This window comes from Microbulbifer maximicatervae (SeqCode) (genome assembly GCF_052467695.1).
The window spans coordinates 7,501-33,291 of the sequence record NZ_CP174320.1; the positions used below are offsets into that span (position 1 = coordinate 7,501).

Sequence of the window (25,791 nt, forward strand, 5' to 3'; positions counted from 1 at the left end):
TCAGCGCCGACCGGTGCCAGGATTCGGCATGCAACCCCAGGGGTATCCGGCACTCCACGAATTGTCAGTTTTGCTTCATCGCGATTAAACGCGATACCGGATACAACTGGCTGTTCCATATCGTTATCTTCCTCATCCAGGCTAATCAGGGTTCCGTTACCCTCTTCAAAAGTTGAGAGCACGCGCAGGGGAACCTTGTATTTACCGGCGAACTCTACGGCGCGGATCTGCAGAACCTTGGAGCCAAGACTGGCCATTTCCAACATTTCTTCAAATGTGATTCGATCGAGTCTGCGTGCACTGTCGACCACTCGAGGGTCAGTGGTATAGACCCCGTCCACGTCGGTATAAATCTGGCACTCGGTAGCATCTAACGCCGCAGCTAACGCCACACCCGTCGTGTCAGACCCGCCGCGCCCAAGTGTGGTGATATTGCCGTCGTCATCCACCCCCTGAAAACCAGCCACAACTATGACTTTGCCTTCATCGAGGTCGGTGCGCATTCGCTCCACATCGATACTTTGAATGCGAGCTTTGGTATGAGCATTATCCGTAAGAATTTTTACCTGCCCACCCGTGTAGGAACAGGCGTCATAACCACGCTTCTTCAGAGCCATGCTCAAAAGGGCAATTGTGACCTGCTCTCCTGTGGAAACCAGAACATCCAGTTCTCTGGGGTCTGGTTTTTCCTGGATTTGATAAGCGAGATCAATCAGGCGATTTGTTTCACCACTCATGGCAGACAATACGACAACCATGTCATGTCCCTGAGCGCGAAACGCGGCGACTTTATCGGCCACAGCTTCAATTCGCTCAATTGAGCCAACTGAAGTCCCGCCATACTTCTGCACGAACAAACTCATAACTTACTGTGTTTCCTTAGCTCCACAATAAGTACGCTTCCTGCCCAACTCGTGCAGGCGCGCACTTAATCACCAAACCTCTGCGAAATCAACTCAACTACGAATTCAGACCACGAATTTGACAAAACTTAACTAGTTTAAGGATTGCTCAATCCAATTTGGCACTTCTTTCAGCATATTAGGGAGCGCGGACACATCGGTTCCACCACCCTGGGCCATGTCTTTTCGACCGCCACCCTTGCCGCCCAGCTTCCCGGCAGCAAAGCGCATAAGGTCACCCGCAGAAAGCCGATCTGTCAGGTCTTGGGTAACTGCGGCAACCAAAGCCACCTTTTCATCGCCCGGGGCCGCCAGCAACACCACGCCGCTGCCCAGCTTGTTCTTCATCTGATCCGCCAGATCTCTCAGTGATTTGGGGTCAGCTCCGTCAATAGAGGTTGCCAGCAACTTAAAGCCAGCCAATTCAATAGCCTGAGTGGAAAGGTCTCCGCCAGCATCGCTGGCCAACTTGGTTTTTAACTGGGCAATCTCTTTTTCCAGCTTTCGATTGTTAAGCAGCAGCTGTTCAACTTTGTCAGCCAAGGAGTCCGGACGCGCCTTAAGCAGAGTCGCTACATGCTCCAGACGCTGCTGTGCCTGATCGAACAGAGACATTGCGTGAGCGCCAGTAACCGCTTCGATTCGACGCTGGCCGGAAGCAATGCCGCTTTCCCCAACAATGCGAATCAAACCGATATCACCGGTGCGCTTCACGTGAGTACCGCCACACAACTCAACGGAAAAAGCCTTGTCATCGGATTTGCCCATGGAAAGTACACGCACAGTATCGCCGTATTTTTCGCCAAACAGAGCCATAGCGCCCATCGCTTTTGCAGACTCAATATCGGTTTCGTGGGTTTCAACTGGGGTATTTGCGCGAATTTGACTATTAACCAGGGACTCAATCGCGTGCAGCTGCTTTGCCGTTACAGCTTCGGGGTGGGAGAAGTCAAAGCGCAGGCGCTCCGAGTCCACCAAGGAGCCCTTCTGGGTGACATGCTCGCCCAGCACTTTGCGCAAGGCGGCATGTAATAGATGGGTTGCAGAGTGATTCAGGGCGGTGGATTGACGAACATCTGCTGATACGACTGCCTCAAGGGTTTCGCCCACAGCGATACTTCCCTTCAACAACTTACCAGTATGCAAATGATGCGCGCTCTGCTTGGTGCAGTCGCGCACTTCAAAGCGGGCATCACCGGAACTCAAATAGCCACTATCACCTACCTGACCACCGGACTCTGCGTAGAAGGGAGTCCGATCCAGAACAATTGCACCCTCTTCACCTTCTTCCAAGCGTTCAACCTGCTCACCACCTTTAACGATGGCCAACACTTTGCCTGTTGCCTCAGTCGCGTTGTAACCGAGAAACTCTGTAGCCCCTTCCAGTTCGAGGACATCGGTATAGTCCTGTTTAAATTTGCCGGCAGCGCGAGCTCTCTGGCGCTGGGCTTCCATAGCAGCTTCATATCCATCCATATCCAGGGATAGACCGCGCTCACGGGCAATATCCTGGGTTAGGTCTGTTGGGAAGCCGTAAGTGTCATGCAGAGTAAATACCAACTCACCGGGGATCTCACTGCCTTCGAGGGACGCCAGGGCATCCTCTAGCAGCGCCATTCCCTTATCCAGAGTCTTCGCAAACTGTTCTTCCTCTTTGCGCAGCGCATTCTCAATCACCTGCTGCTTTTCACGCAGCTCCGGGTATGCGTCACCCATCTGCTCGGCGAGCGCTTCTACCAGCTTGTAGAAGAAGATGTCTTTGTGCCCAAGCTTGTGGCCATGGCGCACTGCGCGGCGAATAATACGGCGAAGTACAAATCCACGGCCTTCGTTGGAAGGCATTACGCCATCGGCAATCAAGAATGAACAAGAGCGGATATGGTCGGCGATCACTCGCAGGGATTTCTCTTCCAGGTCGCTGCAGCCAACCACTTCTCCCGCCGCTTTCAGCAGCGCTTGGAACAAGTCAATTTCATAATTGGAGTGTACTCCCTGCATTACGGCGGCAATACGCTCCAGCCCCATGCCGGTATCCACTGAGGGCTTGGGCAGTGGGTGCAGTTCACCATCAGCGGTGCGCTCATACTGCATAAATACCAGGTTCCAGATCTCGATATAGCGATCAAGGTCGTCATTATCGGAACCGGGAGGGCCGCCGGGCACATCGGCACCGTGATCGTAGAAAATCTCAGAACTTGGACCGCAGGGCCCAGTATCACCCATCTGCCAGAAGTTATCCTCGTCGAGACGGGAGAAGCGCTCGGCACTCACTCCCATTTCCTTCAGCCAAATATCAGCGGCTTCATCATCGCTGATATGTACGGTTACCCAAAGACGCTCCTCTGGCAAATTCAATACTTTGGTCAGGAACTCCCAGGCAAAGCGAATCGCTTCGCGCTTGAAGTAGTCGCCGAAGCTAAAGTTACCGAGCATTTCAAAAAACGTGTGGTGCCGTGCGGTGTAACCGACATTTTCAAGGTCGTTATGCTTGCCTCCTGCACGTACACAGCGCTGTGAACTGGTGGCGCGATTGTAGGAACGCTTTTCCTGCCCCAGGAAGGTGTCCTTAAACTGCACCATGCCGGCATTGGTGAATAACAGCGTCGGGTCATTGCCCGGAACCAGGGAACTGGAGGGCACAATGGCATGACCCTGCTCAGCAAAATAATTCAGAAAGGCGTCGCGAATCTGTGCGCTTTTCATCCGGCGTAATTCCACTTCGTTAGTTGAGTTTTATTTGATTGGCGTCAGTGACACGGTGTCACTTCTGTTCCACTACTGTGCCAGCCCCTGTTCGGGCATTCTTTTTTGGGCAAGCAGGTGAACATGCAGGTGAAAAACGGTTTGACCTGCGCTTCGACCGTTATTAACTACCAGTCGATAGCCCTCGAGCCCCAGCTTGCGCCCCAATTCTGCCGCCAGCCACATAAGGTGGCCGAGCAGGGATTTATCCTCAGCCTGAGCCGCGGATAAATTCACTAGGGGTTTGCGTGGGATAATGAGGAGATGGGTCGGCGCTTGTGGCGCGCGATCCTCAATAACGACACACTGGTCGTCCTCGTAGATCATCTCAGCAGGGATATCTCCCGAGATAATTTGACTGAAAACGCTGGGTTCACCCATTGGTTTACTTTTCCAGCTTTTCCTCGGCTGTCAGCTGCCGCGCTTCAGATTCCAGCATTACCGGTATACCGTCTCGCACCGGATAGGCTAGACCACTGGCCTTGCAAACCAGCTCCTGTGTGTCCTCCCGGTATTCAAGCGGCGCTTTACTCACCGGACATACCAACAGGCTCAGCAACTTTTTATCCATGTTCCACCCCACTATTTTCCCTCGGTAATACTTCCGATGGGCAAAAATGACCGCGTATCATACAATGCTTCATACGCTTTTACACGGTATTCGCCATAGCTTCTGCTGCGCCACCTGCTGGCTTTGCGCTTTTTTACCCTTATATGACAGAAGCAGTCTCTACTGAAACAGAATTGAGATGGCTAAGTAACAGCTCCCGGGCTAAACGCCCCTCCTCTATTTCATTAAATACCTCGTGGTAAGACCTTGAGAAACAGTGCAACTGCTTGTTTTTTGACCCCACCTGTCCAAACCACTTGCGGCTGAGTTCCACATCGACAATATGGTCTGATTCCGGCAATAACAGAAGGCAAGGCATGGATATCCCATTCAACCGGCCAGATAAAAACTCCCGCTCCTGCAAAAAAGTCTTAAACCAGCGTAGAGAGATACTGTGATGCACAAGTTCATCACTGACATACCGCTTGACCACATCCGGACTACGAGATATCCACTGACTATTTATCTGGCTGGAAAGAGCCAACCCCGGAAACCAGCGAGCCAAAAATAGCGCGAGCCATAACAGAAGGCCTTTTGGCTCACTTTTGCCGCGAAAGCCCGGCGCGGAAAGATTTAAACTGTCGACAGACTTATATCGAATAGCACAGCCACAGGCGATAACAGCTCCCATACTGTGGCCAAGAAGATGCATCCCAAGTCCGGAGTTTCCACTTTTTACCAAGGAGATAAATTCATTTAGATCCTCACTATAAAGTGCAAAATCCTCAATATCCCCACGCTTCCCATCCGACAATCCGTGGCCATAATGGTCTAGGGCATAAACACTGTACCCTGCTCGATTGAGGTCCTCCGCCAGCTCACCGTAACGCCCACTGTGCTCTCCCAACCCGTGGGATATAACTACTACACCCACGGCTTCTTCTACCCACCAGCGCCGGTAATACAGCGTCACTCCCCTGGTGACAAACTCCATTGCAATCTCCTTATTGATTATTATTTTGCTAGCTAATCGCTATTCCAGGGTTTCGCGGTACCTGCCCAGCATGGCCAAATGATTCATGCGGGACCGTTTAAGTAGCGCTTCCTGGGCTGCTTCAACATTCTCCGGGCGCCCCTGCCAAGCAGCGAGTGCTGGCTCTTGTAGTGCGCGCCCATAGGAAAAGCTCAACTGCCAGGGGCCACCACCTTGCTGATTCATTGCATTGAGATTGGCCGTGGCCTCTTCTGGTCCCTGCCCCCCGGAAAGAAAATTAATTCCCGGCACTGCTGCGGGGACCGTTCGCCGCAAGCTGCGCAGGGTGTATTCGGCCACCTGCTCAGGATCAGCCGTTTCCGCCTCCGCACCTGGGGTTACCATACTGGGCTTGAGCAACATCAGTTCCAGTATTACCCCGTGCTGGTGGAGGGCGTGGAACACATAGTGCCAAACCCGCTCATTTACCGCCGCACTGCGCTCTATATCGTGCTCACCGTCCATCAGAACCTCTGGCTCGACAATAGGAACCACCCCTTCGGCCTGGCATACCGCTGCATAGCGGGCCAACATCTCAGCATTTGCGGTAAGCCCCAGGCGCGTGGGGTTGTGATGGCCAATAGGATAGACTTCACGCCACTTGGCGAAGCGAGCTCCTTGCTTTTTATATTGCTGCAAGCGCTCAGACAACCCGTCCAGCCCGTAGGTGATCATATCCCCAGGCGCTCCAGGCAGCGGGCCCTTGCCCTTATCCACCTTAATGCCCGGCACTATCCCTTGTAACGCAGCGACTTGGGGCAAGGGCTGGCCCTCAGTATCTTTTTGCCCCAGAGTTTCCTCGAACAAAATAACGCCACTGATACATTCACCCAACCCCTTACAGGACAGCAGCGCAGCACGGTAGTCGCGCCGGTTTTTCTCAGTGGAATCCACTCCAATCGTGGCAAAGCGCTTTGCAATAGTGCCGCCACTCTCATCGGCAGCCAGGATGCCTCTTTGACCATCGACCAATGTTGCTACAGTTTCCTCCAGCATATCGATATGTGACATCTCTACCCCTCCCTTAGGTTATTACGCTAAGAGGATAGGCGGTCCAGCCTAAAAAGCTTTACAGGCTTTTACCGCCCTCCGCCAACCAGCCAACAACTGCTCCCTCTCCGCCTGAGTCATTGCCGGCATAAAGTCCCGTTCAATTTCCTGCAAACACTCCGGTAATTCCCTTGGTCGCCAAGTTCCACTGCCAATACCAGCCAGCAACGCAGCACCAATAGCCGTCGATTCAATCTGCTGGGGCCGTTCAACACGCAAAGAGGAAATGTCCGCCTGGAATTGCATCAGGAAATTATTCGCGCAAGCACCCCCATCCACACGCATATGGGTAATCGGCAAGCCCAGGGCCTGCTCCATCAAGCGGGCCAGCTCATCACTCTGGTAAGCTATAGATTCCAAAGTGGCACGCACCACCTCAGCTCGACCAGCCCCCCGACTCAAGCCGCAAATAGTCCCCCGTGCCGATGGGTCCCAGTGCGGCGCACCCAGCCCACTAAATGCAGGCACAAGATAAACGCCGCGGGTATGAGGAATACTCTGGGCGATAATTTCGGTATCCACCGCCTGCTGGATCATTCCCATCTCGTCCCGCAACCACTGTATAGCGGAGCCCGCTGTGAAAACTGAACCCTCTACGGCATAGGCCGGATTACCCTGGGCATCACAGGCCACTGTAGCCAGCAACCCCGGGGGTAGCTCCGGGCGATCCTCGCCGGCAAAAGCCAGCATAAAGCAGCCAGTTCCGTAGGTGTTTTTTATACTACCGGGCTCGGTACAACCCTGGCCAAACAGTGCTGCCTGCTGATCCCCGGCAACACCACAAATCGGAGCCGATGTGCCGAGAAAAGCGTGGGGGTCTGTATCGGTAAAGTGGCCAGCCGACGGTAGAATTCTGGGAAGAATGGATTCAGGGCACTGGAAAAAATCCAGCAGCTCACTATCCCAGGCTTTATCTTTTATGTTGTACAGGAGGGTACGACTGGCATTGGTGTGATCGGTGAGATGGGCTTTGCCACCGCTCATTTTCCAGATCAACCAGCTATCTACGGTGCCGAAACACAGGTCGCCATTTTGAGCTCGGGTTAGTAAATCCGGGTTACGGCGGAACAGCCAAGTCAACTTACTTGCGGAAAAGTAAGCATCCAGCAATAGGCCACTGCGCTCTCGCAACCAATCAGACCTGCCGAGTTCCCCCAACTCCCGGCATACCTCCGCCGAGCGCCGGCACTGCCACACAATCGCAGGAAAAACCGGCTCGCCGGTATACCTATCCCAGACGATCGTGGTCTCGCGCTGGTTAGTAATTCCCACTGTGGTGATATCCGACGCGCGAACACCAGCGCGCTGGAGTGCTGCGGCACAGACCCGGAGAGTTACCGACCAAATCTCTTCCGCATCCTGCTCAACCCAGCCAGGCTGGGGATAACGATTGGGAATTTCCGAGTAACTGCGACCAATCAGGTGGCCCTTACTATCGAAGATAAAAGCTGTGGTACCAGTGGTGCCCTGGTCAATAGACAGGATCATAGGGTTCTCGCGCTTATTCTTTTAGTCTCTTTCTGTACCTGAAAAATGGCCGAAACCTATCGACCAGTCATTCAGGTAGTAGTCAGAGTATAAGCCCGATTAATTGCCGTCCAGCGCCCAGCTAATCGCGTCCGTGGGGAAGCCCCGGTAAGCCAGGTATCGCTGGCGCCGCGCTCGCTCCTTCATCCACTGATCACGTGGAAGCTCTGCGCTCATAGGGGCCCGGTATTTTCTCTGAAGCATTTCCGCAGCTAACTCAAACCAATCCACTTCCAACTGATCAAGCGCCTGGGCAATTAGTTCACCGCGCACGCCGCGCTGCTGTAGCTCCTGGCGAATACGCATCGGCCCCTGACCGCGCTGGACACGGGAGCGGGCAAAAACTTCGGCAAAGCGTTGATCGGATTGATAGTTGAGTTCGTGTAGGCGCTCAAAAAGCGTGTCGAAATCGGCGCTGGGGAATTTTGCCGCGAGCTTTTGCCTCAATTCATGGCGGGAGTGCTCGCGGCGGGTCAACAGCTCAAGCGCCGCGCTGAAAAGCGCTTGAGCTGGATCAACGGAAAAATCCGCTTTTGAGTACGGCATTTACTCTTCCGGTAATTCCGCAGCCTCTTCAGGGGTCGCAGGCACTAAATCACCGAGCAGCTGCGCACGCAGCTGACCTTCAATCTCGTTGCGAATGTCGGGGTTATCGCGCAGGAACTTGGTAGCGTTCGCCTTGCCCTGGCCAATCTTGTCGCCCTTGTAGCTGTACCAAGCCCCCGCTTTATCCACCAGCCCCATCTTCACGCCGTAATCGACGATTTCACCAATCATGTTAATGCCTTCGCCATACATGATCTGGAACTCGGTCTGCTTAAACGGAGGAGCTACCTTGTTCTTAACCACTTTCACTCGGGTTTCGTTACCCACCACCTCATCGCCATCCTTAACGGAACCGATACGACGGATATCCAAGCGCACAGAAGAGTAGAACTTGAGGGCATTACCACCAGTGGTGGTTTCAGGGCTGCCGAACATAACACCGATCTTCATGCGAATCTGGTTAATGAAGATTGCCAGGGTGTTGGTGTTCTTGATATTACCAGTGAGCTTACGCAGAGCCTGGGACATCAAACGAGCCTGCAAGCCCACGTGGGAATCACCCATCTCACCTTCGATCTCAGCGCGCGGGGTCAGGGCCGCAACGGAGTCCACTACCAGCACATCAACGGCACCGGAGCGCACTAGCATATCGGCAACTTCCAGAGCCTGCTCACCGGTATCCGGCTGGGATACGATCAACTCATCGACGTTGACACCCAGTTTTTCAGCATAGATAGGGTCGAGGGCGTGCTCAGCATCTACGAAAGCACAAGTACCACCATTGCGCTGGGCCTCGGCAATCACCTGCAAGGTGAGGGTGGTTTTACCGGAGGATTCTGGTCCATAGATTTCAACGATACGGCCACGCGGCAAGCCGCCTATACCCAGGGCCACATCCAAGCCGAGGGAGCCGGTGGAGATCGCAGGAATACGCTCGCGCTCCTTGTCTCCCATACGCATCACAGTGCCTTTACCGAACTGACGTTCAATCTGAGATAGCGCCGCTTTTAATGCCTTGTCTTTATTGGAATCCATGACCATTCCCGTATTTCTGAGCTGAATTGAGTGGTGGCAAGCTTAACGAAGGATTACTGTATAGGCAACCAGTAATTCCTCATACTGAGTACCAGCTTCAGGCTGAGCGAGCCTCGCTTCAAAAAGAAGTCTGAAGCTGGAGCAAACGAACAAAGATTGACCCGGCGGACAGGTTCAAACCGGGTGCTCACGGACAACCTTTAACATTCCCTTCAGCGCCTCAACGACCGTCTGCGATTGCACCTCTGCCCGGTTACCACTGAACAGAAAACACTTCGCATCAATCTGCACTGGCTCTTGCCCCTCCGCATGGGCCCAGGCGATCCAAACTGTACCTACCGGCTTCTCGGCAGTGCCACCATCAGGCCCTGCGATACCACTGACCGCAACGGCGAGATTGGCATCCATCATCGCCAGAACCCCACAAGCCATCTGCCGGACGACCGGCTCACTCACTGCCCCAAACTGCTTGAGATCATTGCTGTCGACACCCAGAACACCGTTCTTGATACGATTCGCATAGCTCACGATCGATCCATCAAACCAATTCGAAGCACCCGCTATAGAGGTAATAGCCGCCGCAATCGCACCACCGGTGCAAGATTCTGCCGACGTCACACGCCAATCTCTCTTTTCCAGCTCCCCGCCCAACTCTCTGGCAAGCTCAATTATCTCTCTGTATTCCACCGTTTCTTCCTATTCAACCGCTCCTGGGCCACAACCAAATATTACAGCACAGAAGTGGGCTCTTATTCTGGGTGCCGACCTGCAGCAAGCTTACAAATTCCACTTTAAGTAAGCTGCCCCATACCAAATATACAACCGCCTCTCAGTGGTGAAGCCACAACCCCTTCAAAAAATCAATCCACGCCGGCTGCACACTGGTGCCGACACCAAAAGATAAATCTCACGCTGCCGAAGCGCTCGCAAGCGGCGGCAGCACTCTAGAAAAGTAAAACTACCTATGGGAACCAGGTTGCCAATTCTAATTTCCGCCGCCGGCCCACCTTTAAATTAGAATTTAAATTTTAAAAGGGGTCTTAAATCAGCAAATAATTTCAAGCGGGCAATCCAATAAGCAACAACAAATTTAAAAATAAAAACGTAAACAATGTAAAAACACATTAATACGCACTGGCTGATTCTAATTTTAAAGCAGAAAAATTTTGTATATGCGATAAGTTGGACCAGTCTCACGATAAAGGGCCCGGGCTTTCCCTATGCAACAATCGGCTTTTTGTTAGTCTGTTACTGCTGTACTGAATATATAAATATCACAATAAAAAAGCAGATAAATCCCCAAGCCCAACAAGCATTAATCATCGTGGCAGATCACCGCCATTATAAAAATACAATGAAGTTGGCACCCCCATAGATAATTAAAGAAAGACAAAATCATGAATTTAAAAAAATCAGCGATCGCGGCTGCTATTGTAGGCGCCTGTGTGTCCTCACTTGCCAATTCAAAAACTTTGGTCTGGGAAGATAATTTCGACGGCGACAGTATTGATAAGTCCGTTTGGACTTACGATGTGGGCAACTCAGGCTGGGGTAACAATGAGCTGCAAACCTACACCGATGATAGCGCCAATGCCTATGTCGAAGATGGCAACCTTATTATTCAAGCACTGCAAAACGACGACGGCAGTTTTACTTCCGCCCGCCTGAAATCCCTGGGTCGTATGACTTATAAATATGGCACCATTGAAGCCCGCATTAAATTACCTGACCTGGATGCCGGATTGTGGCCTGCCTTCTGGCAGCTGGGTGGCGACTACGGCCAAGTGGGCTGGCCCGCTTGCGGCGAACTGGATATTCTCGAGGCGGGCATGGCCGACGCTCTCAGTGCCGGCACGGTCAACTCAGAAGTTTCCGGCGCTTTCCATTGGTGGCATGAATCCGATGACTACACAGGCCAGGCGGACTACGGTCAATCGAAAAACCTTATTGATGACTTCGGCTCCAGCACTGACCTCACTGAGGACTACCATATTTTCGGTATGACCTGGACACCGGATAGCATCGTCATGTGGGTCGACGACGAAGCCAATGAAATTATTAGCATCGGCAGTGAAGACCCCGCATTTGACGAGTTCCGTCAACACCACTTCCTGATCCTGAACTTAGCGGTAGGTGGCGTCTTCCCAGAGATTTACGCTAACAGTGAAATCACCGCACCGATGCCCGCCAAAATGTATGTGGACTATGTTCGCATCTACGATAACGACGACAGCAGCTACAGCACAGAAATCTCCCTGGCTGAAGACACCGCCAAAACAGGTGATATCGGCGTATTTTCCGAGGGCAGCAACCTCTCCGAATCCTTGGAGCTTGGCACCGATACCGAGCTGTATGTCTGGAACCAAAACAGCATGTCAGCTACTGTCAGCGCCGAAGCTGCCGAGGGTGATGAAGCCCTGGAGTTTGATATTACCGCTGGTGAATGGTTCGGCATGGGCTTCTGGATGCACTATGACCTAAACCTAATGAACTGCGAAAACGGTCATCTCAATTTCAAAATGAAAACCACCAGCAGCCAAACTATCGGCATTGGTATTTCCAGTACTGGTGGCGGAGATGCCTGGGTAGACCTGGTGGATGGTGATGGTACCTACGGCCTGAAGCGCGATGGCGAATGGCATCAGGTAAGTATCCCCCTGAGTAAATTGGGAGTGGACTTCAACACTATCAGTCAGGCATTTATGATTCGAGGTGATGCCGCCGCTGAAGATTTTGTCCTATCCATTGACGACATCTACTTTAGCGAAAGTGTGGAAAAAAGAGCCCCGACCGATGTCTTTTCTCTCTACACCGAAACTACAGAGGCCAATTCAACTTTCACACTGGGAACTGATGGCAACCTGTATATTTGGGGCGACACCCTGCTGGAGGCCACTCAAACCCCATTTGAAGGTGAAGAATCCCTCTCCTATTACTCCTCCGGGGCCGGCTGGTTTGGAATGGCATTTACTGCCGACAGCTACTACGATCTATCCGCTTTCGATAATGATACTGCAACGCTGAATTTCGCCCTGAAAACCAGCTCAGAAACCACCTTTAAGATTGGCATGAAGAGCGGTAGCGTCAGCGATATTGGCCAGCAGTGGATTGAATTTGCTAGCGGCTCCGATCCTTATGAATTCGCGCGGGATGGCGAGTGGCACCAGATATCAATCCCCGTTACTGATTTCAGTAGCGAGGTAGATATGTCAAATGTTATTCAGTTATTTGAACTACTGGGCGTCGATGGAGATATCAGCGATATTGAGATTGACGATATCTATTTCTCTGGCGGAAGCTCAGACAGCGATAGCAATGGCAACTGCCGTCCTCACTCTCACAAGTGCCACCCTCATCATAAAAGGCACAAGCATCGCCATGGAAACTGCACCCCACCTGCACGATGCGCACAGGGACCCCGTAGACATTAAAAATACAAGGGCGCCGCTAAATAGCAGCGCCCTTTTCTTTTTTACGCCACCCAATTTTTTCACCAGCATCAAAACCCGCCCTGTCTGCCGTCAGATATTATCTTTATAGATATGATCCTGTGTGAGGGAAAGCGCAACAACAATAAATCCAGATTAAATTTGCTTGCACTTTTGCCCAACACAGAAAGACCAAAAACAGAATTCCCGCACAAAACACTTGCAAACAAAAACACAAAAAGGAATTTATTTTCTTGTAAAAAAATTACAAGGAAATAATTTTTCAAGTGTATGCGATAAGCAGGACTACAACTGCGATAAGGGGTCCAGATTCGCTTTCCTGTGGAACAATCGTTTTGCTAGGCTTTGCCCGTGACCAGCACCTGTTTTTCGCGTGAATTTTAGGCAATTACAATTTAAGTAATCTGCATTCATTAAATCCACAAGTAACATTTGACTGAGTCACACCATTCCTATCAGGCATTTTATTCTTATAAATAATTAACAACGAAAGAAAATTATGATTATTAAAAAATCAGCGATAGCCGCAGCTATTGTCGGCACCTTTGTGTCCTCAATAGCCAATGCAAAAACTTTGGTCTGGGAAGATAATTTTGACGGAGACACTATCGACACCTCCGTCTGGACCTACGATGTTGGCAACTCCGGCTGGGGTAACAACGAGTTACAAAATTATACCGATGACAGCGACAACGCTTATATCGAAGACGGCAACCTGATTATTCAGGCCGTACAGGAAAGTGACGGCAGTTTTACTTCTGCTCGCCTAAAGTCTCTCGGGCGTCTGTCCTACAAATACGGAACCATTGAAGCTCGAATTAAATTGCCGGATTTGGATGCGGGACTATGGCCAGCATTCTGGCAACTGGGCAGCGACTACGGTCAAGCCGGCTGGCCAGCCTGTGGCGAACTGGATATTCTCGAAGCGGGTATGGCCGAGGCGCTAGAAGCCGGCGTCGTAAATTCTGAAATTTCCGGAGCCTTCCACTGGTGGCACGAGTCCGACGACTACACCGGGCAAGCAGATTATGGTGTATCGCAAAACCTGGTTGAGGACTTCGGTTCCAGCTCCGACCTCACCGAGGATTACCATATCTTCGGTATGACCTGGACGCCCGATAGCATCGTTATGTGGGTGGATGACGAGTCCAACCAAATCGCAGCTTTGACGGATACCAGTGATTCCGCATTCGATGAATTTCGCCAGCATAACTTTTTAATTCTCAACCTGGCAGTAGGCGGCATCTTCCCGCAGATCTATGACAACAGCGAGATCACTGCCCCAATGCCCGCCAAGATGTATGTTGACTACGTACGTATCTACGACAACGATGACAGCAGCTACAGCACCGAGCTCTCACTGGCTGCCGATACCGCAAAAAGCGGCAATCTGGGCGTGTTCGGGGACAGCAGCGATATTTACGAATCCCTGACGTTTGGCACTGATATCGAGCTCTACGTCTGGAACAATATGGAAAGCCAATCCAGCGTCGACGAGAGTGATGCCCTGGAGTTCCAAATCGATACCGGCGAATGGTATGGCATGGGTGTATGGATGCACTACGACCTGAATTTGATGAACTATCAAAATGGTCACCTGAACTTCCGCATGAAAACCACTAGCGAAGAGACTATCGGCATCGGTATCAACAGTACCAGCGGTGGTGAGTCCTGGGTGGATCTGAGCGTAGAAGGCGATACTTTTGGCCTGGAACGGGATGGGCAATGGCACGAGGTGAGTATCCCCCTGAGCAAATTTGGGGTGGACTACAACACCATTAGCCAGGCATTTATGGTACGCGGCGATGGACCGTCAGAAGCCTTTACCCTTTCCATTGACGATATTTACTTTAGTGAGAGCGTCGAAAAAACCACGCCAAGCGGCACCTTCTCCCTATACAGTGAAAACACCGAGGCCGACTCCAGTTTCGAACTGGGCACTGATGGCAATCTGTATATCTGGGGCGAAACCCTGATCGAGACTTCTCCTTCCCCTTACGAAGGCTCTGAATCCCTGTCCTACACCTCCGCAGGTGCTGGCTGGTTTGGTATGGCTTTCACTGCTGACTATTACTACGACATGTCAGCCTTCGACAACGATACCGCCACGCTCAATTTTGCTTTGAAAAGCAGCTCCACCACGACCTTTAAGATCGGCATGAAGAGCGGCAGCATTGACGATGTAGAACAAAAGTGGATTGACTTTGCCAATGGCGCCGATCCCTACGGTTTCGCACGGGATGGCCAGTGGCACCAGATATCTATCCCCGTAAGCGACTTCAGTGACGAAGTAGACATGTCTAACGTGGTTCAACTATTCGAGCTTCTAGGCGTAGATGGAGAAATCAGCGATATCGAGATCGACAATATCTACTTCTCTGGCGGTACTGGCGGCAACGATGACTCCGGTGACGATTCCGATAGTGGAGGCGACGAGGACGACGGCGAAGGCTCTGGCGATAGCGGTGAAGCTGGCAGCCAGGACCTGATTGCACAGGCTACCGTCACCGCCAGCAACGAAATCCAGCCCATCGCAAATGCAGTTGATGATAACAGCAGCACCCGCTGGGAAAGCGCCCATGGCGGTGACTCAGTATGGGTATTACTGGACCTGGGTGAGGCAGAAGCTCTGAACACCCTGACAATCGACTGGGAAACAGCCAACGCTGCGATCTATACGGTACAAGGCAGTAACGACACTATTTCCTGGACCACACTGGCCAACTTTAGTGGTGGTAGTGCTGGAGAGAGAACCGATGAGCACTCCCTGAGTGGAAGCTATCGATATGTGCGCCTGTACTTCACTGAGCGCAGCACAAGCTATGGCTACTCCATCTGGGAGCTGGGCTTAACTGGTGGCGACGGTCAGGCTTCAAGTATCTCTGCAACCTCTGAACTGCAAAGTGCTGAACTGGCAATCGACGGAGATAGCAATACCCGCTGGGAGAGCGCCCACGGTGTGGACAATGTCAGCCTGACTTATGACTTGGGCTCTGTACAGTCCATTGGCACCCTCAATATCGACTGGGAAACTGCCAATGCGGCTGCCTACACTCTGCTCGGCAGTACCGATGGCAGCAACTGGACAACTGTTGAGTCATTTTCTGGAATGGGAACCGGTGAACGCACCGACGCAATCACCGTAGAGGGAAACTACCGTTACCTGAAAATTGACTGCACCGAACGCAATACCGTGTACGGCTACTCCATTTGGGAAATTAGCACTTACTAATAGCAGCTGGTAGTAGCAACTCGGGCAGCACTTTTACAGTGCTGCCCTGCCTATAATCTGTCCCCGAAAGAACTAAAATTCCAAAGCTAGAGGTACTACACACCTTTGCACAGTAATTCGTTCTAATTCAAAGCCAACCTGAAAATAATAACCTTCCCAAGGCTAACGGTAGACCATCGCCAGAATCGAGCGACCCTGCTTCACGTAACCGCGGAATAAATCCCCAACAGGACCACTTAACTCATTCACTTCAACCCTCTCAAACCCCAAAGAGGAGTAAAAAGGCTCTAGGTGGTCGTAGGGAAATGTATAGGTGTCACTATCAAAACGTTCAGCAAGGAGCATCAACAGCTGCCTTGCAACACCCTGCCCTTGATGATCTGGTGCAACAGCAACTCCGGCCAGGAGCTTAAAGCTCTCATAGCGCCGCAAATAACCGCAGGCAATCACCTCCCCCCGTTCGCCGCGCACTATCCCGCAGTCCTCATGGCGTTTGGCTTTGCCACGAAATCCATACATGCGATAAAATTTGTTCGCTAGCGGAATCTCTATATCTGCCAGCCACTGAACACTATTAGAAGGCTGCGTTTTCGCCATAAACCTGCCCCTGTACCCCTGAAGTAGAAAAATGCCCAGAGAGACCTGTAGCACTTGCCTGCGCCCGCCCAATGTCTGCTACTGCAGTGCGTTGGTGAGCTTGGCTAATACCATAAAAGTGGTGATCATACAGCACCCACAAGAAGAGAAGCACCCGTTCAATACCGGGCGTATGGCGAACCTGTGTTTAAATAACAGTGAAATGCTTATTTCTGAAACTCTTCCTAATCAACAGCTGGAAAGGCTACTCGATACACCCAGCGTTCTACTCTATCCGTCACTATCATGGCTACCCCAAACACCCCGATTAGCTGAAGGGAACAATACCCTTAGCCACCAGAATCAGCTGGAAAAGATTGAACAGCTAATTGTTATAGATGCGACTTGGAAAAAATCTAAAAAGATTCTTCACCTGAATCCCAAGCTACAACAGCTTCCAAGAGTCAATCTCAGTGGGGACTTGAAATCCAACTACGCTATTCGGAAAACCACCGTTGCGGATGGTCTGTCAACCATTGAAAGTATTGCCTTGGCTATGGCTCAACTTGAAGATAAAAATGAGTATTCCAAGCTTCTGCAACCATTTGAAAAGATGATTAGCCTGCAACAGCAGAGCTATTCAGTAGAGCCAGCTTAGGGCATTTGATTGTCACAGTCAGTGAGACCTCAAACAGAGAACCTAAACAATCGCACCATCAGGAAATACCAAATTAGAAATTCCCTGATAAGTCAGCACACACATAAAAATTGATAAAGCATACCGAATAATCGAACGATATCGTTCTTCATCAATCCTCGATTGAAGCTTAAATCCGATAATTAGTCCAAAATATGCAAATACGGTAATTGCAGATAGCGACATCAACTCCAAATCATCAAAACTCAAGTAAACTGAAAGTACAGAAAGCTGTATCAGCTTGCCAATCAAGAAACAAATATTGGAAATAAGGATTACTTCCTTTGAAGACTTGGCAACTTCCAATAAATAAATCATTAGTAGAGGCGCAATCGCATTAGTCGCGCCACCAATCACCCCAGCCAAACCGCCCATAATGATAGGAAAAAATACTGGCCGACTGGAGAATTTGGACAGATAACCCCTTAAACGATTGGAAAACAGGTAAATCAAGATTGATACCGCCAGTAACAACTTGAGAATATCCGGATTTGCCCAGGTTAACAGCCATGTTCCGGCAAGGCTTCCAAGAGACACCAATAATATTACTAAACTATATTTAGAAAAATTAATCCTATAATCTCGGCACTTATAAAGACTGGATATAATTACCATAAGCGACGGCAAGATGGTTAACACCACCGCCGTTTTCAAATCATAAGCAAGTGCCAGAATAGGCGTCGCAAGCATTGGGAAACCAAATCCCAATGCTCCGTGAGCCATACCTGCTACCAGAATAAGCAACAACCCAACTATAACTATCTCTATGACCACCCGTTAAGCAACCCTCGATATAGCAGGCATATTAAAACGTATTCGTTTAAGGTGCCTTTTCCTATCCTTTATTCCAGTTCTTGCGTGAAGGTATCGTCGATTATCCAATAACAATATCTGATTATTATTCAACCTAACCTTAAACATATTATGTGGCAACGATATTTTTAGCTCCAGCTCACGTAAAGCATCAAGCTCGTCTGAAGAGCAATACTCACGCTCGATAATATCATACCTGTATCTGAAACCATGGCTCTCATCAATTAAGGATGCCTCTATAAACTCAGACGACTTCCGAAATTCTTCAGGAACACGCAGTTTAAACTTACTATGTGAAAGCACCTGGAAGGTTTTATCGGAGAGGCTCTCGATTATCCTGTCGGCACAGACAAGAATATTTTCTCCGCCTCCATGCATATCAGCGTGCACAACGAAGAGACCAAAGTAGCCAGGCATCTCCGATTCAAAAGCACCGTCATTGTGCAAGAAGAATTCTCTATCACTATGAGATATAGCCAATGCCTCATCGCCTGTCTCACCACCAATCCTCACATCCCAAACCGTTCGCCCCATAGAATCATGCTCATGTACCAACCCAATGGTATTGACAATATCCTCCATCACTTCAGCAGAATCATCAGAAAATTTGAGATGGATAAGCGCAATCCCCTTTTTAAACAAGGCTATCTTATAACTTTCATACTCTATGTCCGAACAGGACCCAAGTTCAAAGCAGCAGTAACTTGGGACTCTAAGTGGCATGGCATGCGATGAAAAATAGAGTGACGACATTTTCAGCTCCCTTGATGAACAATTCCTTTACGATTCCCACAATATGAACTTCTACCCACAAGATAAAAGGAGCAATCTTTATGCCAAATATCACATATGTACCAAACTCATACGTCTCCAACTTTAGTCCCTGATGGCGTTTAAAGCTCTTTAACACCGAAAAAGTAAGTGTCCCCGTGGAAACTCTCTGAATCGTCTATCACAAAGTAACCCAGGTCATCCTAATTAAGGCCCTGTTTATTTCACAAAACAGCAACAATCCCCGGTTCAGGCCAAGATAACCTACCTCCAAACAGATAAAATTTATCGTAGTACGGCAAAACCACAGCGAAATAGCTCTCTAGTCATGACCATTTAATAAAACCACAACAAATACCCCTTAAAAAAGAAAAGAAAGCGTCGCAAGATAAGAGCCAGTATCGGAGACAAGCATGCCCTATTAATTCTCCAATCAGGTGGAATAATAAAAAGTCAGGCGCTAACAATAAAATATATAAAGCGAACTAAGGTCCCACCTATAAGGACCAATTCTGCTTTCGAGCCAAGCCGAGGGGAAAAGTATGGAAGATTTAAAGACACGGGAGCCATTTAAATGCCGTTACCAAACAGCTCCCAAGGAAATATCTAAACAAACCCTCCCCGATGGCAACCATATAAAGTTGAGCGCCACAACTAAAGTACTCGTCAATTATTCAGAGACACGCAGACGCATACGTCTATTAAATGGGGAGGCCCAAATAAGCATCTGTGAAGAGGTAACCTGGCCATTTATAGTAGAATCACGACAAGCATTGATCCGTACACATAAAGCCACTTTCAATATTGACCAGCGATATGGAGTAACAGAAGTCACTGTTCTCGAAGGGAATATCACTGTCAGCCCAATAAAACAAAATAAAAATCGCGCCGAAATAAAGAAAGGGGAGATGCTCAAAGTAACTGAGCACAACACCGGTGCAATCAAAGATTTTGAGGTTTCCAGCTATAAGGATTGGGGAAGTGGATTTACAAAGGCTGATAACATCAGATTAACAGAACTCCTAATATCGCTAAATCGCTTTACAAATACCCCACTTGTGACGAGAGACCAGAACACTAGTAGACTACTTGTTAGTGGGGTTTATGACCTGAATCATATAGAAGATACCGTCCTCTGTCTGAGCAAATCTTATAACCTGAAAGTCACAAAAGAAGAGTCTCACACAGTGCTAGAGTTGCTTCCAGAATAATAACCTAGCTTGTTAAATACCAACAAAAGTGGTCCTGTGTACCTAACAATAAAGATAAAACAGTACTTTTCTGTAATTCTACCAGCAAATACGGTCAATCTTAGGGGCTCAGTATTACTAAAAATACGTAATTTGCTAGCCTAGTACCCTCAGCTGGCAAGGGGTACCAGGAATTCTCTTTCTGGTCCAGAGACTCCGAACCTTGCCAGCTTTTTTTATCACTTTCACTCAAAGTAAGTGACAGTAGAGCCAAAGAAAAGGCTGTAAATCCTACTCAACCGTGTCCTTATCTTCTTGCCTCAAATAACCAGCCGCATTTTCATCCTGAGCTAATTGTCCCTGTTCTGTCATTGGCAGAGCGCGACTTTGCTGATTAATAGCATGAATATTCGAAGTGTTTTCCAAGTCTCTGCTGCTTGTAATGGAGGCAATAGACTCTCTATCTTTCAAGAAACTAATTACGTCATCCCTGATTTCAGATAAGTCGCGTTCAGACTTGTGCATTTCAAGTATATGCCTTGGATACTCCAAGTTTCTCATGCCAGATGCGGCAAATGTACTTGAGACAACCCTGGTTACTATCACCCAAGGCGTAATCGAGCTTCTGACTAGTACATTTTCAGAACGAGTACTGTCGTGTATTCCAGTGCCCGTTGAGATCTTAGATTCAGTGAATGTCCCTTCGCATTTAAAATACACCAATAGTGATTCAAACTGCATCTCAGCAAAGAAGATATGTGCCGCATTGACCAACAAGCGAGCAAATGTATTAAGAATAAATCCTATCAATAGCAGGTGAATTAGCGTCATACAGAGAGCGCCGCCTGCTGAAATATACTGTTCTAGCAGAGCTAAGCGGCCAGCTTCCTCATCTAAGGCGCCAAACTCCTGTTTAATGGCTGTAAGAGATTCCGGCTGAAAGAAGTGAATAACATCAATCAAAGAGTATGCCAGCCAAATAGCTAGCGCAGTAACAACGATATAGAGCCCATTACCTGCGAAAAGACTAATATCGCGAATCAGCTTGAATTTATCACCCAAATTAACAGGACGAACGGTAGGTTGTACTTCCTGTATCATTTCCCCATTGAATGAACCTTTACCATCCACTTGCTCTTCAAGTTTAGGGTCAAGCTCTCTGTAAATACGATTGGGCACTTCCTTATAACGACGATTTGCCATCACAAGGTTATCCAAGTTTATAAAGATTTCCTTCGGGTGAACCGATTCCTGCCAGTTATCCCTTAATTCAGAAACCTCAGTGACCGGGTTTGCAATTTCGCTTCTAAAGCGCAGCATATAGACAACAGCGAAACTACAAGCAGCGCCTACAAATATAACCCCAAGAATATACAAGAACGGGCTAAAGCTCGGTAAAGCCTCAGTCAATACACTGGACACACTGATTATTTCATCTAGGGAAGTAGTACCTTCTCCCTTAAAAGCCTCAACGCCTAAGCTTAACCCCAATCCCAGTAACAGGGGCACCACAATCGAAAATAATATCGTTTTTGCAATACTTCCCCCCGTAAGACTCGCTACACTTTTCTGGGCTTCCCGCGAAATACCTTTACTCGCAGAGTGCCATACAATCAATGTATAAAGTAAAGCGATGGCAGAGTACATCGGGAATAGCTTTTCCCCCATATCACCAGCAAAACCACTGAGACAAATAAAAGCGACAATGACATAAGAGAGCAAGACAGTTAACGTACTTACCCATGCGCCAAACTGTGCCTGAGCCATATTTCGAATGGGGTATGGCATATAAAGCAATTTAGGGAAGATACTGTGTAATACCCGAGCCAAAAAGCCCTTAGGCTCTAGAAAGGTTGGATTCTTACGGCCAACTAACATCTCTTCTAAGCCGGAAGCGGTATAAGCCACTTCATTTTTCTCTTCTGATGCCGTACTCGTTTCAGATTTAGAATGATTAAAAGCTAATGATACCGGATGATTTCGACCAACAAAGAAGCGCAATAAGGCCAAAATGCCGCCTGATAGAGCCCTGATACCGCCGACCAGCAGGATTGCCCCCATTACGACAAGCACCCAACCACTTACGGGGTCCGACTTTACTTGGCCAGCAGCGGTAAACAGCAAGGTTAGGGCAACAAGAAACTGAACTCCCCCCCTAATTGCGGTAACCCGGCCTTCTTTCTTAAAAGGGTTCTTCAGGCCCAAATCAATCGAGCCGTAATCAAACGCCATAGAGTATCCCCTTAGTACTGGTACTTATGCCTAAAGCCTTAATCTGCTAAAAGAAGATGTACTTCTCAACTCAACGCAGCTTAAGGCTTTCCTGACTATTTTTCACTCACTTTCTATAAAGATACTTGCTATGCACTAGTAAGCTAATTGCAGCCCTCTATGTATTGCATGAATTTCTGTATAATTGGATATTCTTGAAGGCTTGGATAAGGAGTTGTAGGCTGCTCACATATGGCCTGTACAACGCCTAGCCGATAAGTTACCTATACCTGTTCCCAGGCCAGGACATAGAATCGAGTTAATTCTCTCCGGGGAGTTTGATCGATTAAATAGCTGCACAGAGTTTAAGATTGCTCGAAAAACGTAATATGCATTTAGCGTATTGGAAACATCTTCCGGTACGCGCGTAGTTGGAGCTGATATTAAATATGGCCAATTTTCATGGGAGGTAGCTACTAATACAGCTGATCCTATCGGGAGTTCTACATGAAAGTCGGATTTGATCCGTGCTTGCACCCGATCCTCTACTTGAAAACCGAGCCTACCCATAATTGGCAGATCCAACCCTCCATCCCTAATTCCGAAGCTATTGGCAGGGCTAACCATTGCGTCAACTGGCTTGGAAAAAAATTACCCTCGAAAACGCCTACAATTTCAATATCTTCAAATACTGGACTCCAAGCTTCCACAAGCTCCTTGGACTTATCAATTAAATAGATTTAATCTGGCAACATAGGTATCTCGGCCTTCAGAAGAAAAGAAACTTGTAGCAACATATAATCAAAAGTATCTACAAATTCACAACTCTCTCACCTGATAATCAACTGTAAAATCCTTTACCCATGTAATTCCGGAGCCACTCATAACTTCATTCCCAAGTTCTATATCGGCAATAAATAGACCCTTGGGGATTAAACTATTTCGAACTGCGTAATTCAGTAATTCCAAACCAGGAATAGAGGCAATCATGGAAGGTTGCTTGGCCCTAAATGATACATACACCCAATTATTATCATTTACTCCCGACATATCCTTCCAATTTTTATGGTACCAAACCTCCCATGCTGAATCATTAATCGATACCTCACTATGTTTTATCCCCGCAGGGTTGAAATGTCCGTCAGTAAAATATGTCCAGATCATAATTTCAGCAGCTATTACTGAACGATTTGGTTTACGCCCCCTATAAGCTTCAGAAATTAACCACATCGTCGTAGCCGTATTATAATCTCCGCTCGACTTGCTTTCTGTATGATGTGAAATATCAAGATTCGCCAGACTGGATATCTTTAAGGGGAATGCATCATCAAACTTAGGTTCCGGCGCCCAGGGGGAAGATCCTATTTTTATTTGTGGCTGGGAGTAAATTACCCGTCGACCCACAGGCCAAGACCATGACCAACCAAATTGTAACTCCCCCTCTACCATTCGTTTCTCCAAGCATTGGGACCAAGGGTCATCTTCTGCAGCATATTTATTCCAGACGTTATTAGTCACGATACCCAGCTTCGTAGGTACATTGTGAAAGTCTTCACAGCTGATAGCTGTAGATTCTGGCTTTACCCAATTAGGATCATTACTAACTTTAGTAACACAAGAAGCAGTCATAACAATAAAAAAACACAATATAAATCTCAAAACTTCACTCCCCAGTAGGTTACCAAATAGCATTTTAACTCTTAAACTACTCAATTCTTTATTCTTTATTCTTTATAAAAAAACAAGATATTTTTCATCCAATATTAGCTCCAATATTCATATTTGCGGCAACTGGTACATAACGTATATTGTCCAGCTATAATAGAGAGAAACAGTATACGTTTATATACTTATTCTTACCTAACTCCAATTTTGAAAACCCGTTCCACTCATGGATAAATTGAGCCGCATCTTCGGCGGTCACCGAAGGCCTTGTTTGCCATATTTCGCTGCTGAGCCGGTTTATAAAGACCGTAAACAAGTATGAATGTGACAGGCACTCACTAGGCATAACCCGAATTGTAGGTTCAACCTGTCAAGGCAACACCCTGTTTAATAACCTGCTTTGGTGTCGCAAAGTTCAGAGTTTTTCTTGGCCTGCTATTAAGCTCGTTAGCAACTTGATTGAGTTTCCTCTGAGTATGCTGTGCCAAGCATGTCCTTTTTGGGAAGTACTGACGGATTAAGCTGTTGGTATTTTCATTCGTTCCCCTTTGCCAGGGGCTCTGAGGATCGCAGAAGAAGACAGGAACACCTGTCTTTTCTGTAAATTCAGCGCGCTTCGCCAGTTCCATTCCTCGGTCCCACGTCAGTGATTGGCAAAGCTCTTTTGGAAGTTTTTTAAACTTAGCAACAAGCGCCTGGTTCACAGAAGCTGCATCTTTCCCTTTCAACTTAAGAATGATCGTATACCGCGATTTTCGATCAACAAGCGTGGCAATATGAGTGTTGTTTGAACCTGACACCAAGTCACCCTCCCAATGACCTAAAACACATCGTTCTTGTATCTCCTGAGGACGCTCCCTTATCGATGTACCGTTGACGATGTTGATAGTACCGCGCTCGCCTTTACGTGAATGTTGTTTGCTGTGACGAAGACTGTGAGACCGTCGCAAATGCTTTACTAGCTTATGATGAAGCGCTGAACGCACACGGAAGTAAAGTGTTTTATAGATAGTCTCTGCTGATATCTTCATTGATTCATCAGCCTGATATGTCTTCCGTAACCAACCCGATATTTGCTCTGGTGACCAGTTCAACTCCAATTTTTCCAAAACAAGCTTCTTTAGCCTCGGGTTTTGCTCTAGCAAATACGGCTTGGGGCGCCTTGCCATCCGCTTTGCACGGTTGTTTGCGTCTACTGCTTTATAGTATCGTCGCCCCCGATTTCTCTGAATCTCGCGCGAGATTGTGGATGGGTTCCGTTTCAAGGAGCGAGCGATTGCTCGAATACTTTGTTTTGCAGAAAGACCTGCACGTATTTCCTCGCGTTCGGCTAATGTGAGGTGTTGAGGAGATGGCTTTCTGGGTATTGGTTTAATTCCGCCAGTATCTCTCAAAACAGTAAAAATGGTTCCAGGCTTAGAATCTATGGCATTGGCAATTTCACTAAAGCCAATGCCCTTTTTCCAAGCATCGAAAATCCACTCTTTTTCTTCTGCTGTAAATATACGCTTCATTCAATGATCCCCCGATAGGCCATATTCCTACAGGGGTGTTGCACTGATCAATTAAATCTACAGCTGCCTTTTTTAGAAACTCAACCTCCTGACGAGCTTCATGCAGCTCCTTCTTGAGCTTGCGAACTTCAGCGCTTTCCTGTTTGAAATAGTCGACACCGTCTAAACTATTGAACTACTTCTGCTGTGTGCTGACTCCTAGTCCTCGTGCGACAGAAGCCGTTGTTATTCCAGGCTTTTCCGCTCTCTTAACTGCTTCTCTGCGGAACTCCTCCGTTTACGCCTGAG

General features: G+C 48.5%; 21 protein-coding genes and 1 pseudogene (1 of these 22 only partly in view). 4 read left to right on the top strand and 18 right to left on the bottom strand.

Features of this window, described 5'->3' with window-relative positions; all coding sequences use genetic code 11:
• The 10 genes from ACJJI8_RS00040 to ACJJI8_RS00085 form a co-directional block, all read right to left on the bottom strand.
• Positions 1 to 863: the 5' portion of an aspartate kinase gene (locus ACJJI8_RS00040; RefSeq protein ID WP_413662880.1), read on the bottom strand. Its footprint begins 370 nt before the window's first position; the window shows 863 of its 1,233 coding nt (coding positions 1-863); its start codon is at positions 861 to 863; the stop codon falls past the left edge of the window.
• Positions 864 to 995: 132 nt separating this feature from the next.
• On the bottom strand, positions 996 to 3,605 hold the full coding sequence (gene alaS, locus ACJJI8_RS00045) for an alanine--tRNA ligase (protein ID WP_444933882.1): 2,610 nt from the start codon (positions 3,603 to 3,605) through the stop codon (positions 996 to 998).
• A gap of 72 nt (positions 3,606 to 3,677) precedes the next feature.
• Positions 3,678 to 4,025 carry a histidine triad nucleotide-binding protein gene (locus ACJJI8_RS00050; RefSeq protein WP_413662882.1) on the bottom strand — a complete coding sequence of 116 codons (348 nt, stop codon included), beginning with the start codon at positions 4,023 to 4,025 and terminating at the stop codon, positions 3,678 to 3,680.
• Between the two features lie 4 nt (positions 4,026 to 4,029).
• Positions 4,030 to 4,215, bottom strand: coding sequence for a Trm112 family protein (locus tag ACJJI8_RS00055; RefSeq protein WP_108734085.1), 186 nt, complete (start codon positions 4,213 to 4,215; stop codon positions 4,030 to 4,032).
• Between the two features lie 139 nt (positions 4,216 to 4,354).
• Positions 4,355 to 5,188 (bottom strand): alpha/beta hydrolase, encoded by an 834-nt coding sequence (locus ACJJI8_RS00060; RefSeq protein ID WP_444933883.1) that lies wholly within the window; start codon positions 5,186 to 5,188, stop codon positions 4,355 to 4,357.
• A gap of 39 nt (positions 5,189 to 5,227) precedes the next feature.
• Positions 5,228 to 6,238 carry a class I fructose-bisphosphate aldolase gene (locus ACJJI8_RS00065; RefSeq protein ID WP_444933884.1) on the bottom strand — a complete coding sequence of 337 codons (1,011 nt, stop codon included), beginning with the start codon at positions 6,236 to 6,238 and terminating at the stop codon, positions 5,228 to 5,230.
• A 48-nt stretch (positions 6,239 to 6,286) separates the two neighbouring features.
• Positions 6,287 to 7,765: a glycerol kinase GlpK gene (gene glpK / locus ACJJI8_RS00070; protein ID WP_444933885.1), complete on the bottom strand. Its 1,479-nt coding sequence runs from the start codon at positions 7,763 to 7,765 to the stop codon at positions 6,287 to 6,289.
• 99 nt (positions 7,766 to 7,864) lie between these two features.
• On the bottom strand, positions 7,865 to 8,350 hold the full coding sequence (locus ACJJI8_RS00075; RefSeq protein WP_413662886.1) for a regulatory protein RecX: 486 nt from the start codon (positions 8,348 to 8,350) through the stop codon (positions 7,865 to 7,867).
• On the bottom strand, positions 8,351 to 9,385 hold the full coding sequence (gene recA, locus ACJJI8_RS00080) for a recombinase RecA (RefSeq protein WP_108735301.1): 1,035 nt from the start codon (positions 9,383 to 9,385) through the stop codon (positions 8,351 to 8,353).
• A gap of 174 nt (positions 9,386 to 9,559) precedes the next feature.
• Positions 9,560 to 10,072 (bottom strand): CinA family protein, encoded by a 513-nt coding sequence (locus ACJJI8_RS00085; RefSeq protein WP_413662887.1) that lies wholly within the window; start codon positions 10,070 to 10,072, stop codon positions 9,560 to 9,562.
• A 710-nt stretch (positions 10,073 to 10,782) separates the two neighbouring features.
• On the opposite strand from ACJJI8_RS00085, the gene ACJJI8_RS00090 reads away from it, so the two are divergent.
• The gene (locus ACJJI8_RS00090) at positions 10,783 to 12,816 is read left to right on the top strand and encodes a glycoside hydrolase family 16 protein (protein WP_444933886.1); all 2,034 of its coding nucleotides are present in this window, start codon (positions 10,783 to 10,785) and stop codon (positions 12,814 to 12,816) included.
• Between the two features lie 517 nt (positions 12,817 to 13,333).
• Positions 13,334 to 16,066, top strand: a complete 2,733-nt coding sequence (locus tag ACJJI8_RS00095; protein WP_444933887.1) for a discoidin domain-containing protein — start codon at positions 13,334 to 13,336, stop codon at positions 16,064 to 16,066.
• A gap of 162 nt (positions 16,067 to 16,228) precedes the next feature.
• Here ACJJI8_RS00095 and ACJJI8_RS00100 read toward each other — a convergent pair whose 3' ends face one another.
• Positions 16,229 to 16,663, bottom strand: coding sequence for a GNAT family N-acetyltransferase (locus ACJJI8_RS00100; protein ID WP_444933888.1), 435 nt, complete (start codon positions 16,661 to 16,663; stop codon positions 16,229 to 16,231).
• 31 nt (positions 16,664 to 16,694) lie between these two features.
• On the opposite strand from ACJJI8_RS00100, the gene ACJJI8_RS00105 reads away from it, so the two are divergent.
• Entirely contained in the window at positions 16,695 to 17,300 is a 606-nt protein-coding gene (locus ACJJI8_RS00105; protein ID WP_444933889.1) for a tRNA-uridine aminocarboxypropyltransferase, read from the top strand.
• A 42-nt stretch (positions 17,301 to 17,342) separates the two neighbouring features.
• Here the strand turns inward: ACJJI8_RS00105 and ACJJI8_RS00110 are convergent, their stop codons facing one another.
• Together ACJJI8_RS00110 and ACJJI8_RS00115 are read right to left on the bottom strand one after the other, a co-directional pair.
• Positions 17,343 to 18,113, bottom strand: coding sequence for a sulfite exporter TauE/SafE family protein (locus tag ACJJI8_RS00110; RefSeq protein WP_444933890.1), 771 nt, complete (start codon positions 18,111 to 18,113; stop codon positions 17,343 to 17,345).
• 3 nt (positions 18,114 to 18,116) lie between these two features.
• Positions 18,117 to 18,905 (bottom strand): TauD/TfdA family dioxygenase, encoded by a 789-nt coding sequence (locus tag ACJJI8_RS00115; RefSeq protein ID WP_413662893.1) that lies wholly within the window; start codon positions 18,903 to 18,905, stop codon positions 18,117 to 18,119.
• A 560-nt stretch (positions 18,906 to 19,465) separates the two neighbouring features.
• On the opposite strand from ACJJI8_RS00115, the gene ACJJI8_RS00120 reads away from it, so the two are divergent.
• On the top strand, positions 19,466 to 20,134 hold the full coding sequence (locus tag ACJJI8_RS00120; protein WP_444933891.1) for a FecR family protein: 669 nt from the start codon (positions 19,466 to 19,468) through the stop codon (positions 20,132 to 20,134).
• A gap of 270 nt (positions 20,135 to 20,404) precedes the next feature.
• On the opposite strand, the gene ACJJI8_RS00125 is transcribed toward ACJJI8_RS00120, so the two are convergent.
• From ACJJI8_RS00125 to ACJJI8_RS00145, 5 genes and pseudogenes are all read right to left on the bottom strand, one after another.
• Positions 20,405 to 22,345, bottom strand: a complete 1,941-nt coding sequence (locus tag ACJJI8_RS00125) for a hypothetical protein (RefSeq protein WP_444933892.1) — start codon at positions 22,343 to 22,345, stop codon at positions 20,405 to 20,407.
• Positions 22,346 to 22,570: 225 nt separating this feature from the next.
• Complete coding sequence (locus ACJJI8_RS00130) at positions 22,571 to 22,951, bottom strand: macro domain-containing protein (RefSeq protein ID WP_444933893.1); 381 nt, start codon at positions 22,949 to 22,951, stop codon at positions 22,571 to 22,573.
• Between the two features lie 192 nt (positions 22,952 to 23,143).
• Positions 23,144 to 24,037 carry a GH12 family glycosyl hydrolase domain-containing protein gene (locus tag ACJJI8_RS00135; RefSeq protein WP_444933894.1) on the bottom strand — a complete coding sequence of 298 codons (894 nt, stop codon included), beginning with the start codon at positions 24,035 to 24,037 and terminating at the stop codon, positions 23,144 to 23,146.
• Between the two features lie 314 nt (positions 24,038 to 24,351).
• Entirely contained in the window at positions 24,352 to 25,503 is a 1,152-nt protein-coding gene (locus tag ACJJI8_RS00140) for an IS30 family transposase (RefSeq protein WP_444933895.1), read from the bottom strand.
• 175 nt (positions 25,504 to 25,678) lie between these two features.
• A pseudogene (locus ACJJI8_RS00145) lies at positions 25,679 to 25,768 on the bottom strand (hypothetical protein); the annotation flags it as partial.
• Positions 25,769 to 25,791 lie beyond the last annotated feature (23 nt).